At 64.5% G+C, this 15749-nt stretch carries 11 protein-coding genes and 3 pseudogenes; 5 read left to right on the forward strand and 9 right to left on the reverse strand.

The annotated features are described in order from the left end of the window. Positions 1-84 precede the first annotated feature (84 nt). Entirely contained in the window at positions 85-1521 is a 1437-nt protein-coding gene (locus tag ACSKB9_RS37495; protein WP_438073243.1) for an IS1182 family transposase, read from the forward strand. 45 nt (positions 1522-1566) lie between these two features. Here the strand turns inward: ACSKB9_RS37495 and ACSKB9_RS37500 are convergent, their stop codons facing one another. Next, positions 1567-2634 (reverse strand): DMT family transporter, encoded by a 1068-nt coding sequence (locus tag ACSKB9_RS37500; RefSeq protein ID WP_438079456.1) that lies wholly within the window; start codon positions 2632-2634, stop codon positions 1567-1569. Between the two features lie 89 nt (positions 2635-2723). Between ACSKB9_RS37500 and ACSKB9_RS37505 the strand changes: the two genes are divergently transcribed. After that, positions 2724-4181 (forward strand): PLP-dependent aminotransferase family protein, encoded by a 1458-nt coding sequence (locus tag ACSKB9_RS37505; protein WP_438079457.1) that lies wholly within the window; start codon positions 2724-2726, stop codon positions 4179-4181. 200 nt (positions 4182-4381) lie between these two features. Here ACSKB9_RS37505 and ACSKB9_RS37510 read toward each other — a convergent pair whose 3' ends face one another. The 5 genes and pseudogenes from ACSKB9_RS37510 to ACSKB9_RS37530 form a co-directional block, all read right to left on the reverse strand. Beyond that, positions 4382-5602, reverse strand: a complete 1221-nt coding sequence (locus ACSKB9_RS37510; RefSeq protein ID WP_438079458.1) for a bifunctional alpha/beta hydrolase/OsmC family protein — start codon at positions 5600-5602, stop codon at positions 4382-4384. A 28-nt stretch (positions 5603-5630) separates the two neighbouring features. Continuing rightward, entirely contained in the window at positions 5631-6293 is a 663-nt protein-coding gene (locus ACSKB9_RS37515) for a sulfite oxidase-like oxidoreductase (RefSeq protein WP_438079459.1), read from the reverse strand. A 12-nt stretch (positions 6294-6305) separates the two neighbouring features. Continuing rightward, a complete protein-coding gene (locus tag ACSKB9_RS37520; protein WP_092083277.1) occupies positions 6306-7628 on the reverse strand; it encodes an MFS transporter in 1323 nt (440 codons plus the stop codon). A gap of 80 nt (positions 7629-7708) precedes the next feature. Further along, entirely contained in the window at positions 7709-8935 is a 1227-nt protein-coding gene (locus tag ACSKB9_RS37525) for a cytochrome P450 (protein WP_141340861.1), read from the reverse strand. 74 nt (positions 8936-9009) lie between these two features. Continuing rightward, a pseudogene (locus tag ACSKB9_RS37530) lies at positions 9010-9215 on the reverse strand (ferredoxin). 206 nt (positions 9216-9421) lie between these two features. Between ACSKB9_RS37530 and ACSKB9_RS37535 the strand changes: the two are divergent. Next, complete coding sequence (locus ACSKB9_RS37535; protein WP_438079460.1) at positions 9422-10054, forward strand: TetR/AcrR family transcriptional regulator; 633 nt, start codon at positions 9422-9424, stop codon at positions 10052-10054. 200 nt (positions 10055-10254) lie between these two features. On the opposite strand, the pseudogene ACSKB9_RS37540 reads toward ACSKB9_RS37535, so the two are convergent. Then, positions 10255-11680, reverse strand: a pseudogene (locus tag ACSKB9_RS37540) (amidase). An 88-nt stretch (positions 11681-11768) separates the two neighbouring features. Here ACSKB9_RS37540 and ACSKB9_RS37545 point away from each other — a divergent pair. Continuing rightward, entirely contained in the window at positions 11769-12620 is an 852-nt protein-coding gene (locus ACSKB9_RS37545; protein ID WP_438079461.1) for an alpha/beta hydrolase, read from the forward strand. A gap of 135 nt (positions 12621-12755) precedes the next feature. Here the strand turns inward: ACSKB9_RS37545 and ACSKB9_RS37550 are convergent. Together ACSKB9_RS37550 and ACSKB9_RS37555 are read right to left on the reverse strand one after the other, a co-directional pair. Beyond that, a pseudogene (locus ACSKB9_RS37550) lies at positions 12756-13591 on the reverse strand (IS5 family transposase). A 114-nt stretch (positions 13592-13705) separates the two neighbouring features. Further along, positions 13706-14482 (reverse strand): SDR family oxidoreductase, encoded by a 777-nt coding sequence (locus ACSKB9_RS37555; protein WP_438079462.1) that lies wholly within the window; start codon positions 14480-14482, stop codon positions 13706-13708. A 168-nt stretch (positions 14483-14650) separates the two neighbouring features. On the opposite strand from ACSKB9_RS37555, the gene ACSKB9_RS37560 reads away from it, so the two are divergent. Beyond that, positions 14651-15730, forward strand: coding sequence for a tartrate dehydrogenase (locus ACSKB9_RS37560; protein WP_438079463.1), 1080 nt, complete (start codon positions 14651-14653; stop codon positions 15728-15730). Positions 15731-15749: the final 19 nt, after the last annotated feature.

A 15749-nucleotide genomic window follows, 5' to 3' on the forward strand; every position in this document is an offset into this window, starting at 1 on the left:
GCCCAGGCTGTGTGAAAACCGTGAAAACCTTCTGTTTGAAGTGATTCGCGCGATAAGATTCTCCGACGACTTGCGGGGGATCAGATGAAGCGCTTCGTCGAAGGGTTGGATCGCGGGCAGAGCACACTTTTTCCGGCATCGCTCGACGATTATGTGACCGAGGATAATCCGGTGCGAGCGGTCGACGTGTTCGTTGACGGTCTCGATCTCCGCAAGGTCGGGTTTGCAGGTGTCCAGCCACTCGACACCGGCCGCCCCAGTTATCATCCCGGCACTATGCTCAAGCTCTATATCTACGGCTACCTTAATCGGATTCCGTCGAGCCGGCGCCTCGAGCGGGAATGCCAGCGCAACATCGAGTTGATCTGGTTGACGGGGCAGCTAGCACCGGACTTCAAGACCATCGCGGATTTCCGCAAGGACAATGGCAAGGCCATCCGTCAGGTCTGTCGCGAGTTCGTCGCGCTGTGCCGCAAGCTTGATCTGTTCAGTGCCGCGAGCGTCGCCATTGATGGATCGAAGTTCAAGGCTATCAATGCCCGGGACAAGAACTTCACCGAGGCCAAGATGAAGAGGCGTCTTGAGCGGATCGATGAGAGCATCGCCCGCTATCTCTCTCAACTGGAGACCGCCGATCGGCATGGCGATGCGGTGCCGGAGGTGAAGGTTGAGCGGTTGAAGGGCAAGATCGAGAAGCTCAAGGAGGAAATCGTCCGGCTCAACGCGATCAACGCAGAGATGATGAAGAGTGAAGACAAGCAGATCTCGCTCTCCGATCCTGACGCTCGCTCGATGGCGACAAGTGGCAAGGATACTGGCATCGTTGGCTACAACGTGCAGATTGCAGTTGATACGCAGCATCATCTCATCGTGGCTCACGAGGTGACCAATGTGGGCAGCGATCGCCACCAGCTCGCCAACATGACCGGGCAGGCGCGTGCCGAGATGGCTGTCGAGACACTCGATGCCGTTGCTGATCGCGGCTACTACGACAGCGAAGAGATTCGCGCCTGCGAGGAGGCTGGCATCACGGTCACACTGCCGAAACCGATGACCTCAGGTGCGAAAGCTGCAGGCCGTTTCGGCAAGCAAGACTTCATCTATGCCGCGACCGAAGACATCTACCGCTGTCCTGCTGGTGAACGGCTGACGTATCGCTTCACCGTCGAGGAGGATGGCAAGATACTCCGCCGTTACTGGACGACTGCTTGCCGCATCTGCGCGCTCAAGGCTCAGTGCACGACCGGCCCCGAACGGCGTATCACGCGCTGGGAGCACGAAGCTGTGCTGGAGAAGGTTCAGCAGCGACTTGACCAAGACCCCAACAAGATGACCTTACGCCGGCAGACGGCGGAGCATCCGTTCGGGACCATCAAGGCCTGGATGGGTGCGACGCACTTCCTGATGCGACGACGACACAAGGTTGCGACCGAAATGGCGCTTAATGTGCTCGCCTACAACATGAAACGCGTAATAGCGATTCTGGGCTGCGCCACACTGCTGGAAGCGATGCAGACGTAACCCGACATTGTACCGGCGCCTCAGCGCTTAGAACCTTCTGGCAGCTCATTGGCAGCCCAGACGAGCTACGAAACCGGTGCGGGAACATCTCGCCCGCCAATTGAAAACAGGGTTCTCACACAGCCTGGGCCCAAGGCCGACATGCAGCGCGTCGGTTTCGACGTCAGCTTCCGAGACCGAAGCGGACGTGACGAATTTATGAGCACAGGCCCTAATTACACGTAATGGCGCATCCGCGAGCGAGCTCAGCGCGATCCCACCGACGATCAGGGCCGCGGCAATCGCCAGCGAGAGATCGATCGGCTCGCCGAGCAAGAGGGCTGCGGTCACGATACCGACGATCGGCGTCGCCGTGGTGCCGAGCGAGGTGGTCAGTGCCGGCAGGCTCTTGTTGACCATGGACATCGCCCAATAGGCCAACGCCGTACCGATGAAGCCGGAATAGAGGAACAGCAGCAGGAGGTGTGGCGACCATTTCACCTCGGGCACGCCTTCGGTGACGAGCGCCGACATCGTTAGCACCAGCGTCGCGACCAGCACCTGCCACAGCAGCAATTGCAGCGGCGTCGCGATCCAGCGGTGCGAGCGGATATAGATGATGTTCGCGGCCCAGCAGATTGCGGCGATGATGATCATGCCGGCGCCGGCGAGGACATGCAGATTGCTCCAGTCCAGCGACGCCGGGTTGAGGATCACGCAGAGGCCGGCGAGGCCGGAGGCGACGCCAATCAGCTTCAATGTCCCGAGCCGTTCCGTCCGTGCGGCGCCGGCGGCGAGTGCGACCCAGAGCGGCGTGGTGTAGCCGAGCACGACGCCCTTGCTGGCCGGCAGATAGCGCAGGCCGGCGGCGACCAGCGTCGAGAAGAACGTCATGTGCAGCAGCGCCACGCTGAGCACGACCGGGACATCGGCGATCCGCGGAATGATCAGATTGCCGCTGGCGCGCAGGATCACCAGCAGGGCGATCAGGGCGACCCAGCTGCGGATCGAGGCGGTCCACAGCGGCGGCACCGCCTCGACCAGCGATTTCGTGACCGACCAGTTGATACCCCAGGCCAGCACCACGACGATGAACAGGGCGGCGGCCCTGGCGGGGGAGAGGGACTGGTTCACGGCAGAATCCTTGCAGGCGATACCGCTTGTGAATAGGATCATGCTGGCTCTATCCAAAGAGCCAGATTTTGTAGAACGAGGGAGCCAGATTGATCCTCGCCGAATTGCTCGCGCTGAAGCGATCGGACGATGCCGGGCTGGCCGCGCAGCTGACGCAACAGCTGCGCGCGCTGATGGCGAGCGGCCGGATCAGGAGCGGCGCCATGCTGCCATCGAGCCGCAGCCTTGCGGCCGAGCTCGACGTGGCGCGCAACACCGTGACGCATGCCTATGAGCAGCTCGTCGCCGAAGGGTATCTGCGGGTCGCGGCGCGGCGGCGGCCGGTTGTGACCGACGATATCGAGGCGCGCTTCGCCAAGGCTCTGCCCGCGCCACGCCGTGATGCCGCCCGCAAGCCGCTGCTGTCGCCCTGGGCGTTGCAGCTCTCCGATACGGATTGGCCGCTGTCCTACCAGGCCGATTTCCGGCCGCTGCGTCCCGGGCTTGCGGATGCACGGGAGTTTCCGCACGAGATCTGGGCGCGCTGCCTGCGTCGCAGCGCATTGCGCCGCCGCTTCAATGACCAGACCGTGGTCAACCGGCCGAGCCTGCGCGAAGCCTTGCGCGATTATCTCGAAGTCAGCCGCGGCGTGCGCGCCGAGGCCGATCAGATCCTGATGCTGCCGACGGCGCAGGCGGCGCTGACGTTGATCGCCGCGACCGCCATCGTCGCCGGCGATGCGGTCTGGACCGAGGATCCCGGCTATCCCGGTGCGGCGGCGGCGTTTCGTGCCGCCGGTGCAAACGTCGTCGGTGCCAGGCTCGATCAATGGGGCATGATGCGGATGCGCGCGACGCGCGCGCCGAAGCTCATCTTCGCGACGCCGTCACATCAGCACCCCACAGGGCGCGTGATGCCGGTCGCGCGCCGCACCGAGCTGTTGGCTTCTGCCGAGCCCGGCAAGACCTGGATCGTCGAGGACGATTACGACGGCGAGTTTCACTATGACAGCCGCCCGATGCCGGCGCTGCAGGGGCTCGATCGCGAGGGACGCGTGCTCTATCTCGGCACCTTCGCCAAGGCGATGACCGCCGATATCCGCATCGGCTATCTGGTGGTGCCGCCATCACTGGCGCGGACGATGGAGATCGCGCAACGCCATCTCGGGCTGATCGCCTCCGTGCATGTCCAGGAGGCGCTGGCCGGCTTCATGGCCGACGGGTATTTCCTGGCGCATGTCAGGCGGATGCGGCGGATCTATCGCGCGCGCCGCGACCACCTCGCGGCGGCGCTGGCGCGGCAGCTCGGCGAGGTGCTCACCGCCGAGGTGCCGCCGGGCGGCATGCAGCTGATTGCCCGCTTCAAGGATGGCACCGCGGACCGGAACGCCGTGGCACGGCTGGTCGCCGCCGGCGTCGAGGTGCGCGCACTGTCGAGCCTCGCGCTGGAGCGGCCGCGCGACCACGGCCTGTTGCTCGGCTTCGCCGCCTGGCGCGAGAGCGAGATCGGCGCCGCGGTGCGGATCATGGCGAACTGCCTGACGGGGAAGCGCGCTGCGCGTGGGTAGAGGGGCGCTTGCGCAATTTCGGAATATTGGAAATATATTCCTGGGTCGCCCGACGTGTCAAGTCGCCTTGTCGGACGCCGGCACCTTTGCATGGGGTTGTTTTCGATATTTTTCAACGCACCCCTGCGAGGCCCGCAGGCGCGAGGGCCGATGCCGCTGACATGCTGTTACGGCTCGGACCGTCTCGCTGCGTCGCAGGCTTATTCCGCGGCCTTGGTGACGATCCGCACCTCCGACGTCAGCGTCTTGTGTACCGGGCACTTGTCGGCGATCTCCATCAGCCGCTTGCGCTGGTCGGCATCGAGTTCGCCCTCGATCCTGATGACGCGATCGATCTGGTCGAGCATGCCCTCGCGGGTCTCGCACTCCTCGCAATCCTTCGCATAGATCTTGCTGTGCGTCAGCGTCACGGTGACGCGATCGAGCGGCAGCGATTTGCGGTCGGCATACATCCGCATCGTCATCGAGGTGCAGGCACCTAACCCGGCCAGCACGAAGTCGTACGGCCCGGGGCCGGAATCCTGGCCGCCGACCGCGACCGGCTCGTCGGCCAGCATGCGATGCGGGCCTGCCGTGACAATCTGCTGAAACTTGCCGGCGCGGGTCTCCTGCACCACGACGTTGCGCGGGGCAGTGCCGGTATCTGCCGCCGGCTGCGGCGCGATATCGATGTAGCGTTCGGCCCAGGCGCCGATCACGTCGGCGACGTAGGCGGCATCCTGCTTGCCACTCAACAGATGATCGGCGCCGGCCAGCGAGACGAAGCTCTTGGGGTGCCTGGCGGCGCTGAAGATATGCGTGGCGTTGTCGATGCCGACGGTGTCGTCGGTCGGCGAATGCATGATCAGCAGCGCCTTGTGCAGCTGCTTCACCTGCGCCATCAAATTCTGCTCGGCGACGTCGTCGAGGAATTCGCGCTTGATGCGGAACGGGCGGCCCGCGAGCGAGACTTCGCCTTCGCCCTGGGTGCGGATGTCCTCGATCCGGTCCCTGAAGAAATGCGTGACATGGACGGGATCGGACGGCGCGGCGATGGTCGCGACCGCCTTGGCCTCGGGGATTTGACCCGCGGCGGCGAGGATCGCGGCGCCGCCGAGGCTGTGGCCGATCAGGATCGCGGGTGCCTTGTGCGTCGCGCGCAAATGGTCGGCGGCGCGGACCAGATCGGCGACGTTCGACGAGAAGGTCGAGTTGGCGAACTCGCCCTCGCTGGAGCCCAGACCGGTGAAGTCGAAGCGCAGCGTGGCGATGCCCTTGGCCGCGAGCGCGACCGCGATGCGCTTCGCGGCCAACACGTCCTTGCCGCAGGTGAAGCAGTGCGCGAACAGCGCATAGGCCTTGATCGGCCCGTCGGGCGTATCAAGTGCGGCAGCAAGCTGATGGCCGCCAACACCGGTGAATTGAAAGCGTTCGTGCGGCACGGGCAGGCTCCATCATTCTGTTGGTGTGTCAGTCGCCAGAATAGCGCTGTTCGGCCCAGGGATCACCGCGATTGTGATAGCCACGGACCTCCCAGAAGCCGGGCGCGTCCTCGGTGAGGAATTCGATGCGCTGCAGCCACTTCGCGCTCTTCCAGAAATAGAGGTGCGGCACCACGAGCCGCACCGGGCCGCCATGCTCCTGCTCCAGCGGCTTGCCCGACCAGCTATGGGCGAGCAGCGCGTCCTCGGCGGCGAAGTCCTCGATCGGCAGGTTTGTCGTATAGCCGTCATACGAATGCAGTGCCACGAACCGCGCATCCTCGCGCGGCTGGCAGGCGGCGAGCAGGTCGCTTGTGGCGAGCCCTTCCCACTGGTTGTCGTAGCGCGACCAGGTCGTGACGCAGTGAATGTCGGAGACGAATTGCGTTTGCGGCTGCGCCATGAACTGCTGCCAGGTCCAGTAGATGGTCTGCTCGACCGCGCCGTAGACGTCGAGCCGCCAGCGCTCCTGGGAGATGTTCGGCATCAGCCCGAGATCGAGCACCGGCCAATCCGCCGTCAGATGCTGGCCCGGCGGCAGGCGCTGCTCCTCCGGCCGGGTGACCTTGCCGGTGAGGAATTTGCCTTCGCGTGCCCAGCGCTGCTTGCTGCGCGTCAGCTTGCTCTCGGGCGGTTCGTTATCGTCGGTCATGGCGTCGTGCGATCATTCGTGGCGATGCATCGCGGAGTCGCGCTTGGTATCGCGCATCGTCGAGTAGATCAGCAGCGACAGGAAAATCATGCCGCTGAGATAGTAGTAGAACCAGTCCTCATGCCCGATGCTCTTGAAATAGAGCGCGACCGCCGGCGCGGTGCCGCCGAAGATCGACACCGTGATGGCGTAGGGCAGGCCGACGCCGAGCGCGCGGACATTGGTCGGAAACAGCTCGGCCTTCACGATCGCGTTGATAGAGGTGTAGCCGGCGACGAAGATCCAGGCGCCGCAGATCAGAAGGAAGGCCACGAACGGCGACTTGGTATCCTTCAGCGCGGTCAGGATCGGGATCGTGCCGAGCGTGCCGGCGATGCCGAAGAAGATCAGCAGCGGCTTGCGGCCGATTTTATCGGAGAGCCCGCCATAGATCGGTTGCAGAATGGTCGCGAAGATCAGCGAGCCGAAGATCACGAAGGTGGTCTGGTCCTCGGTGAGGCCGACCGACAGCTTCACGAAGGTCTGCATGTAGGTGGTGAAGGTATAGAACGCCGCGGTGCCGCCGGCGGTGAGGCCGACCACCAGCAGCAATTCGCGCGGATAGTTCAACAGGCCGACGATCGAGCCGGTCGGCTTGGAAACCTTCTTGGCCTCCTCGAAGGCCTCGGTCTCATGCAGGCTGCGGCGCATCACCGCCGCGACGATCGCGAGCATGGCGCCGATCACGAACGGAATTCGCCAGCCCCAGGCCTTCAGCTCGTCCGGCGTCAAAAACACCTTTTGCAGCAACAGCAGCACGATGATCGCGGTGAGCTGACCGCCGATCAGCGTGACGTACTGGAAACTGGAATAGAAGCCGCGGTGCTTGGGATCGGCGACCTCGCTGAGATAGGTGGCGCTGGCGCCATATTCGCCGCCGAGGCTCAGGCCCTCGATCACGCGGGCCAGCGCCAGGATCGCCGGGGCCGCGATCCCGATCGAGGCATAGGTCGGCGTCACCGCGATGATCAGCGAGCCGAAGCACATGCAGACCACCGAGAGCGTCAACGACAGCCGGCGGCCATAGCGGTCGGCGATGAAGCCGAACAGCCAGCCGCCGAGCGGACGCATCAGGAAGGTCGCGGCGAACAGCACGGCGGCATTGAGCTGCTGCACCACCGGGTCGCTGTGCGGGAAGAACGCCGGCGCGAAATACAGCGCAAACGCCGTGTAGGCGTAGAAATCGTACCACTCGACGAGATTGCCGACCGAGCCGATGAAGATCGCCTTCACCCGCCGCTCGACGTCGTGGATGTCGAGATGATCGCTCGCGGGCTGAGCGGTTTGTTCGGACATTGCATTGCTCCCGGACTCGTCGGTTCGATTCCGGGCAAGCTACCTCATTGGGTGACGTGATGTAACCGCTGTCCGGTTCCTCAGGCGTTGTTGCCGAACAGAACAGGCAGTTGACGCGGGCCGCGCACCGTGCCTTCCGACCAGGTGACCTTGCCGGCCGGATCGAGCCGGAAATCCGGGATCCGCTTCAGCCATTCCTCGATCGCGACCTGCATCTCCATCCGCGCAAGGTTGGAACCGACGCAGCGGTGGATGCCGAGGCCGAAGGCGGCGTGGCGGTTCTCCTTGCGGTCGATCACCACCTTGTCCGCATCGGGGAACATGGCGGGATCGCGATTGGCGGCGGGGAAGGACAGCAGCACCATGTTGCCTGCCTTCACAGGGCAGCCGGAGATCGTGGTCTCCTTCATCACCTCGCGCGCCATCGTCACCGGCGAATACGCGCGCAGGAATTCCTCGATCGCGGTCGGGATCAGTGCCGGCTCCGCGATCAGGCGCTCGCGATCGGCCGGCGTTTTGGCGAGGTGCCAGAGCGAGGAGCCGATCGCGCTCCAGGTGGTGTCGATGCCGGCGATCAGAAGCAGCCGCAGCGAGCCGAGCACATGCTCGTCGGTGAGCGGCTGGCCGCCGGGGCCCTTTGCCCGCAGCAGCTGCGAGATCAGATCGTCGCCCGGCTCAAGCTTGCGCTGCTCGAGATGGGCCACGAAGTAGCCGGTCATCTCGCGCACGCCGTTCATCAGCTCGTCTTCGTTCTTGATGCCGAGCTCGAGGATCTGGTGGATCCATTTGATGAAGAGATCGCCGTCCTTCTCGGGAATTCCCAGCATGTGAGCGATGGCGCGCACCGGGATGTGCTTGGTGTAGCGCGCGGCGGCGTCGCAATGGCCATCGGCGATGAATTCGTCGATCAGCTCGTTGCAGATCGCGCGCACCCGCGGCTCCAGCCGCTTCATCGCGTCCGGCGTGAACGGCGGCAGCAGCACCTGCTTGGCGGGCTTGTGCTCCGGCGGATCGGAGGTGATCGGCGGCGCGCGAGCGGTGATCTCGGGGCGGATGTCGCGCACGATGACGCGGCGCGAGGAGAAGTGCTCGGTGTCGTAGGCGATCTCCTTCACCGCCTGATAGGTGGTCGGCATGTAGCAGCCGAGGAAGCGCTCGGTATGCACGACGGGCGAAGCCGCGCGCAGCGTCTCCCAGATCGGGAACGGGTCGTCGGTCCAGACCGGATCGGTATGGTCGAAATCATGGACCCAGTCGGAGACCGGGGGATGTTCGGGCAGATAGCTTGCGGACGGGGAATCGGACATCAGCTCGTTTCCTTCTCGTTCGATCAAACGCTGGTTGGCTCAACGGGCGGCGCACGGCCGTCCCCGGCTGGCCGTCATTCCTCGGTGACTTCGATCGCGATTTCCGGGCAATTGGTCTGCGCGAGCCAGGCCTTGTCCTCGAGCCCGGCCGGGACGGTCCCGTCGCCGACCTCATGGGCATTGCCGTATTCGTCGAGCTCGAACAGTTCGGGGCGAGTGATTTGCAGCGGGCGTGACCCTGGCACTTGTCCTGGTCGACGCGGATTTTGAGCTTGGACATGCAAGCACCTCCCTCGGCTCTGGCGCATTGTGGGTTGCGCCGGGTTCCTCATTCCGGTTTATGCAAGCCTTGTTTAGGCAAGTTCTTGTTTAGGCAAGCTCTTGGCTTGCTTGGCGGCCGGCCTCTTAACCGGATCACCAAGTTATAGTATATTACATTATCGTCGCGCTTGCGCGTCAAGCGAAAATTCAGCGATCATTGCCGCAATGGGACAAATCGTTCGTAAGCCGTTCAAAACCTACCACCATGGCGACCTCCGCGAAGCCCTGATCCAGGCCGCGTTACGCGAGGTCGAACTCGGTGGTCCCGAGGCGATCAGCATCAAGGCGCTGGCCAAGCAGCTCGGCGTCTCGCAGCCGGCGCCGTACCGGCATTTCGCCGACCGCGAGGCGCTGCTGGAGGCGGTGACCGCGGAAGCGTTCCGGCAGTTCAACGTGGTCATGCGCGAGGCGATCGAGCAGTCCGGCAAGGGCTCGAAGCTGTCGCGCTTTGCCCAGGCCGCGCTCGCCTTCGGGCTCGAGCGCCACGGCATCTACCGGCTGATGTTCGCGTCGCGCACCATGGCCTGCGCGCCCAAGGGCAGCGAGCTGCACACCGCGGCGATGGAAACGCTGGCACTGCTGATCGAGTTGTTCGAGGCGCCGGCGGTCGGGCTATTGCGCGAGCGGCAGGCGCTGAAGATCTGGGCCGGGCTGCACGGCATCGTGATGCTCGCCGAGCAGGGCCTGCTGACCGGCGAGTCCGCGCAGATCAGCCGCGAGGAGTTGCTGGACGAAATCGTCGAGCAGACCAAGGCAGCACTCACCGTGGCGCTGCAGGCGACGGAGGATAAGGCGTAGGGCAGATCGTCTGCAGCCTATCCCTTCGTGCCATAGAGATAGATAGCCCCGTCATTGCGAGGAGCTCGCGACAAAATTGCAGAGCAATTTTGCGCTGAAGCGACGAAGCAATCCATCGTTCTGCGCGCTCGGTGACAGATCGCTTCGCTTCGCTCGCAATGACGAAGTGGAGGGTATCGCCCGCCTCTCCACCATAAGGGTCAGGATTGCGGCGGCCGCGGATCGATCGGGGTGGTGCCGCGCACGCCCAGAATGTCCTCCAGCACTTTCGCGCCGGCCAGAAGCTGCGCCTCGGCGCGCGGCTTTGCGACCATCTGCAGGCCGACCGGCAGGCCCGAGGCGGTGAAGCCGCAGGGCAGCGACAGCGCCGGGCAGCAGGCCAGCGTGATCGCGTAGACGATGCCGAGCCATTCGACGTAATTGTCGAACTTCTTGCCGTCGCACTCGGCGACATAGCGGTTCTCGACCGGAAACGGCGCCACGATGGTCGCGGGCGCCAGCAGCAGGTCGTACTTGTCGAAGAATTCGAGCGCACGCGCCGTCATCGCGACGCGCTGCGCCCTCGGCGCGTTCGAGCTTCTCGACCGTGAGCTTCAACCCTTCCTCGATGTTCCAGATCACCTCGGGCTTCAGCAGATCGCGTTTGGTGCGCAGCAGTTCGGCCTTGCTGATTGCGAAATCGAACGCGCGCAGCACGTGGAAGCATTCATGGGCTTCGCTGAAATTGGGGTGCGCCTCCTCGACGATCGCACCGGCTGCCGCGAACCGCTCCGCCGCCTTGCGGGTCACGGCCTTGACCTCGGGATCGACCGGCGTGATGCCGAGATCGGGCGAATAGGCGATGCGCTTCGGCCTGCTGCCTGACCGCGCCGCCGACAGGAACGACGTCGGCAGTGCGGGCAGCGACAGCGGATCGGCGGCATGCTCGCCGCTCATCGCGTCGAGCAGCAGCGCGAGGTCCTCGACATTGCGTGCCATCGGTCCCTGCTGGCCGAGCGTGCGGTCGACGCCGAATTTCGGCGTCTGCGCGACGCGGCCGATCGACGGCCGGAGGCCGACGATGCCGCAGAAGCTCGCCGGATTGCGCAGGCTGCCGCCCATGTCGGAGCCGTGCGCCAGCCACGCGGTGCCGCTCGCAAGTGCCGCCGCGGCGCCGCCGGAGGAGCCGGCGGCCGAGCGCGATGTGTCCCAGGGATTGCGGGTCGGGCCGAACACCTCGTTGAAGGTGTTGGCGCCGGCGCCGAATTCCGGCGTGTTCGACTTGGCGTAGATCACGCCGCCATTCTCTTCGAGCCGCTCGACCAGGATGTCCGACTTCGCCGGGACGTTGTCCTTGAAGATCGGCGAGCCCAGCGTGGTCAGCACGCCGGAGACGGCGGTGAGGTCCTTGATCGGAACCGGAAGGCCCGCGAGCAGGCCGCGCTCGCTGACCGGTTTCTGCATCAGGGACTTGGCGTGGGTGCGGGCGCGGTCGAAGCAGAGCGTCGGCAGTGCGTTGACCTTGCCGTCCACCTCGGCGATGCGCGTCTCCAGCACGTCGAGCAGATCGAGCGGCGTGACGTCACCGGCCTTCAGCTTCTCGACGACGGCACACGCCGTTTCCTTCACCAAGCCCTGATCAGCCATGCGCCGTTGCTCCTATGCCTTCTGTTTGCTTGTGCTGTAGAACACTTTTTGCCGTCGTGGCAATGCGACGTGAACGGAAGGGGCAGGGATGGCAGCGTTGTTTTCCGCGCTGGACTGGCGCGCGATGAGCCAGCAGGAGCGCGATCTCGGTTTGAACAACGGCGTTGCGGTCAAGGGCAGCGCCGAGATCGCCGCCGGCTGGGAGCAGCGCTCGGCAGCGCTGCGGCAAAAGCACGCCGGCCATCTCGACCTCAGATACGGCCCGCGCGAGCGCAACCGGATCGACTTCCTGAAAGCCCGCGACGGCGCGCCGACGTTATTGTTCATCCACGGCGGCTATTGGCAGACCCGTGCCAAGGAAGTGTTCACGATCTTCGCCGCGGGGCCGATGGCCCACGGCATCAATGTCGCGCTGATCGGCTATACGCTGGCGCCGGATGCGACGCTCGATGACATCGTCGCCGAGATCCACACGGGCATCGATTATCTGGCCGGGCAGTTGCCCGCGCTCGGGGCCGCTGCCGATGCTATCGTGGTGTCGGGCTGGTCGGCCGGCGGACATTTGACATCGATGGCGCTGTCGAACGCCCATGTCCGGGCCGGCATGGCGATCTCAGGAATCTACGGCCTCGAGCCGATCAGGCATTCCTACCTCAACGAAAAGCTGAGGCTCGACGAAGCGGCGTCGCGGCGCAACTCGCCGATGATGCAAGAGGGCGGCACGGCAAAGCCGCTGTCACTGGTGGTCGGCAGCGCCGAATTGCCGCTGCTGCGCAAGCAGACCGCCGATTTCGCCGGCCATCGCGCCCGCTACGGCCTGCCGGTGACCTATGAGGAGATCGCCGGCGCCGATCATTTCTCCATCATGAACCAGATGCTGGCGCCGCAGGGCCGCATCACGACGTTGATCCGGCAGCTGTTCGAGCGGACGGCGAGTTGACGTCATCCCCGCGCAAAGGCTTCGCCTTTGTCGCTGGAGGTGCGAGCTCTCGCGAGCCTCGAAGGATGACGTAGCCCGTGGCCCATCCTTCGAGACGTCGCGCTACGCGCGGCTCCTCAGAGTTCGACTCATAAATCACCCAACCTTAGGTGCAGCCGCGAGTTTGCGGGTCAGGAGCCTGATGTGTGCAATCAGCAGCCAGGCAGCTTCGGTTGCCACCGTCGCCTCGAAGTCCTTGGCGAGGCGGCGGCATCTGCCGAACCAAGCGAATGTGCGTTCAACCACCCACCGCCTCGGCAGAAGCTGGAAGCCTTTGACGCCTTGGGGCCGCTCGACGATCTCGACAGTCCATGGACCGCAGTCTGAGAGCGCGTCGAGGAGTTGATTTCCGCGGTAGATCCGGTCGGCAAAGACGTGGCGCAGCCGGGGGAAGTTCATCCGCACGTTCTTCAGCAGCGGTACGGCGCCATGGCAGTCCTGAACGTTGGCCGGATGAACATGAACCCCGAGGAGGAGGCCATTGGTATCCGTCACGATATGCCGCTTGCGGCCGTAGATGCGCTTGCCTGCATCGTAGCCGCGCGGTCCGCCAGCTTGCGTGGTTGGCGCACTTTGACTGTCGATCACGGCTGCCGTCGGCTTCGGTGTCCGTCCAAGCTTTTTCGCGCCCGTCGGACAAGCACGCTGACAATCCTCTGCCACCGGCCTGTATCCCGCCATCTATAAAAATAGCCCTGCACCGTCGAATAGGGCGGGAACTCCTGCGGCAACGCCCGCCACTGGCAGCCGGTTCGAAACGATATAGAGGATCGCTTCGATCACACGACGCAGCTCCGTCTTACGCGGCCGGCCGCGCCGGTTCGCTCGCGGCAACAGGCGTCTGATCAGCGCCCACTCCGCATCGGTCATATCGCTTGCATAACGCAGATCGTCCCGCCGATATTGCTCCGAGTGATCTTGGTCCAGGGCATCGTGCTCTCCCTCGAATCTTTGCAAATCCGATGGAATCACACCCCACTGAGATCACTCACCCATTTTTCAGTCAGGCTCTCAGGATGACGGCGGTACAAGCGGAGGGGGCGATTCTAACCCCACCCCGACGTCAGCCCGCCATCGACCGTGTAGATCACGCCCGACGTATAGCCCGCGCGGTCGGAGGCGAGGAACGCCATGAGGTCGCCGATCTCGCGCGCATGCGCGGGGCGGCCGAGCGGCAGGCCTTTCTGGAACTCCTTGTATCGGTTCTCGTCGCCGAACTGGTTCTTGGCGCGGGTCTTGAGCAGCGTGACGTGGCGGTCGGTGCCGACCGGGCCGGGATTGATGCCGACGACGCGGATGTTGTCGGCGAGGCTCTTGCCGCCGAGCGCGCGGGTGAACGCCATCAGCGCCGCATTGCCGGCGCTGCCGCAGATGTAATTGGCGTCGAACTTCTCGCCGGCCGCGCCGATGTCGTCGACGATCACGCCGCCGCCGCGCGCCTTCATCTGCTCGTAGATCGCGCGCGTCAGGTTGACATAGCCGAACACCTTGAGCTCCCAGGCATGCCGCCAGGTCGCCTCGTCGATCTTGTCGATCGAGCCGCCGGGGATATCGCCGGCATTGTTGACGAGGATATCGATGTCGGCGGCCTCCTTGGCGAGGCGCGCGAGATCCTCGGACTTGCGCAGATCCACCACGCTGGTCGCGGCAGATATCTGGTGCGCGGAGCGCAGCCGCTCGGCGAGCGCCTTGAGCTGGTCGCCGTTGCGGGCCGCGAGCAGCAGGTTGGCGCCTTCCTCGGCAAAGGCCTCGGCGGCGGCCGCGCCAATGCCCTTGGAGGCGCCGGTGATCAGGACACGCTTGCCGCGCAGATGCAGATCCATGGGATGTCTCGCTTGGGTATGAGGAGTGGGTGTCGGCGAATTTGGTGGGCAGGGTCGCGCCGCGGTCAACACTGCACTGCAGCGTTGCGCTCGCGCGAAGTTTGGTCCATTGCAGGGCCATCAGAATAGGCGGCATTGCCGGCCGGGCAAATCACAAGGGTGTTCTCGATGAGCAGCGCAAAGAAGCAGTATCGGATCGCGGTCATTCCCGGCGACGGCATCGGCAAGGAAGTGATGCCGGAGGGCCTGCGCGTCATCGAGGCGGCGGCGAAGAAGCACGGCGTCGACGTGAAATTCGACCATTTCGACTTCGCCTCCTACGACTATTACGAGAAGCACGGCGAGATGATGCCGGCCGACTGGAAGAACCAGATCGGCAAGCATGATGCGATCTATTTCGGCGCGGTCGGCTGGCCGGCGAAAATACCTGACCATATCTCGTTGTGGGGATCGCTCATAAAATTCCGCCGCGAGTTCGACCAGTACGTCAATCTGCGCCCGGTGCGGCTGATGCCCGGCGTGCCGTCGCCGCTGGCGAACCGCAAGCCCGGCGACATCGATTTCTGGGTGGTGCGCGAGAACACCGAGGGCGAATACTCTTCCATCGGCGGCCGCATGTTCCCGGACACCGACCGCGAATTTGTCACGCAGCAGACGGTGATGACCCGCACCGGCGTCGACCGCATCCTGAAATTCGCGTTCGATCTGGCGCAGTCGCGGCCGAAGAAGCATCTGACGTCGGCGACCAAGTCGAACGGCATCTCCATCACCATGCCCTATTGGGATGAGCGCGTGGAGGCGATGGCCAAGAAGTATCCCGGCGTGAAGTGGGACAAGTACCACATCGACATCCTGACCGCGAACTTCGTGCTGCATCCGGACTGGTTCGACGTCGTGGTCGGCTCCAATTTGTTCGGGGACATCCTCTCCGATCTCGGCCCGGCCTGCACCGGCACGATCGGCATCGCGCCGTCGGGCAACATCAATCCGGAAGGCGATTTCCCCTCGGTGTTCGAGCCGGTGCATGGCTCGGCGCCCGACATTGCCGGGCAGGGCATTGCCAACCCGATCGGCATGATCTGGTCGGGCGCCATGATGCTGGAGCATCTCGGCGAGAAGCAGGCGGCGGCTGCGATCGTCGGCGCGATCGAGCGCACGCTCGGCGAACGCACGCTGCGCACGCGCGACCTCGGCGGCAATGCCGATACCACGACGTGCGGCAAGGCCGTCGCAGAGATGGTGGATTAGTTCGCGCCATCGCCACATC

This window comes from Bradyrhizobium sp. BR 1433, from assembly GCF_051547665.1.
Classification (GTDB): domain Bacteria; phylum Pseudomonadota; class Alphaproteobacteria; order Rhizobiales; family Xanthobacteraceae; genus Bradyrhizobium; species Bradyrhizobium australafricanum.

Bases quoted from the DNA above. Each gene is read 5' to 3' on its own strand.
- ACSKB9_RS37560 (WP_438079463.1), top strand. From the start codon at position 14,651: ATGAGCAGCGCAAAGAAGCAGTATCGGATCGCGGTCATTCCCGGCGAC.
- ACSKB9_RS37525 (WP_141340861.1), bottom strand. From the start codon at position 8,935: ATGTCCGATTCCCCGTCCGCAAGCTATCTGCCCGAACATCCCCCGGTC.
- ACSKB9_RS37555 (WP_438079462.1), bottom strand. From the start codon at position 14,482: ATGGATCTGCATCTGCGCGGCAAGCGTGTCCTGATCACCGGCGCCTCC.
- ACSKB9_RS37515 (WP_438079459.1), bottom strand. From the start codon at position 6,293: ATGACCGACGATAACGAACCGCCCGAGAGCAAGCTGACGCGCAGCAAG.
- ACSKB9_RS37495 (WP_438073243.1), top strand. From the start codon at position 85: ATGAAGCGCTTCGTCGAAGGGTTGGATCGCGGGCAGAGCACACTTTTT.
- ACSKB9_RS37520 (WP_092083277.1), bottom strand. From the start codon at position 7,628: ATGTCCGAACAAACCGCTCAGCCCGCGAGCGATCATCTCGACATCCAC.
- ACSKB9_RS37535 (WP_438079460.1), top strand. From the start codon at position 9,422: ATGGGACAAATCGTTCGTAAGCCGTTCAAAACCTACCACCATGGCGAC.
- ACSKB9_RS37545 (WP_438079461.1), top strand. From the start codon at position 11,769: ATGGCAGCGTTGTTTTCCGCGCTGGACTGGCGCGCGATGAGCCAGCAG.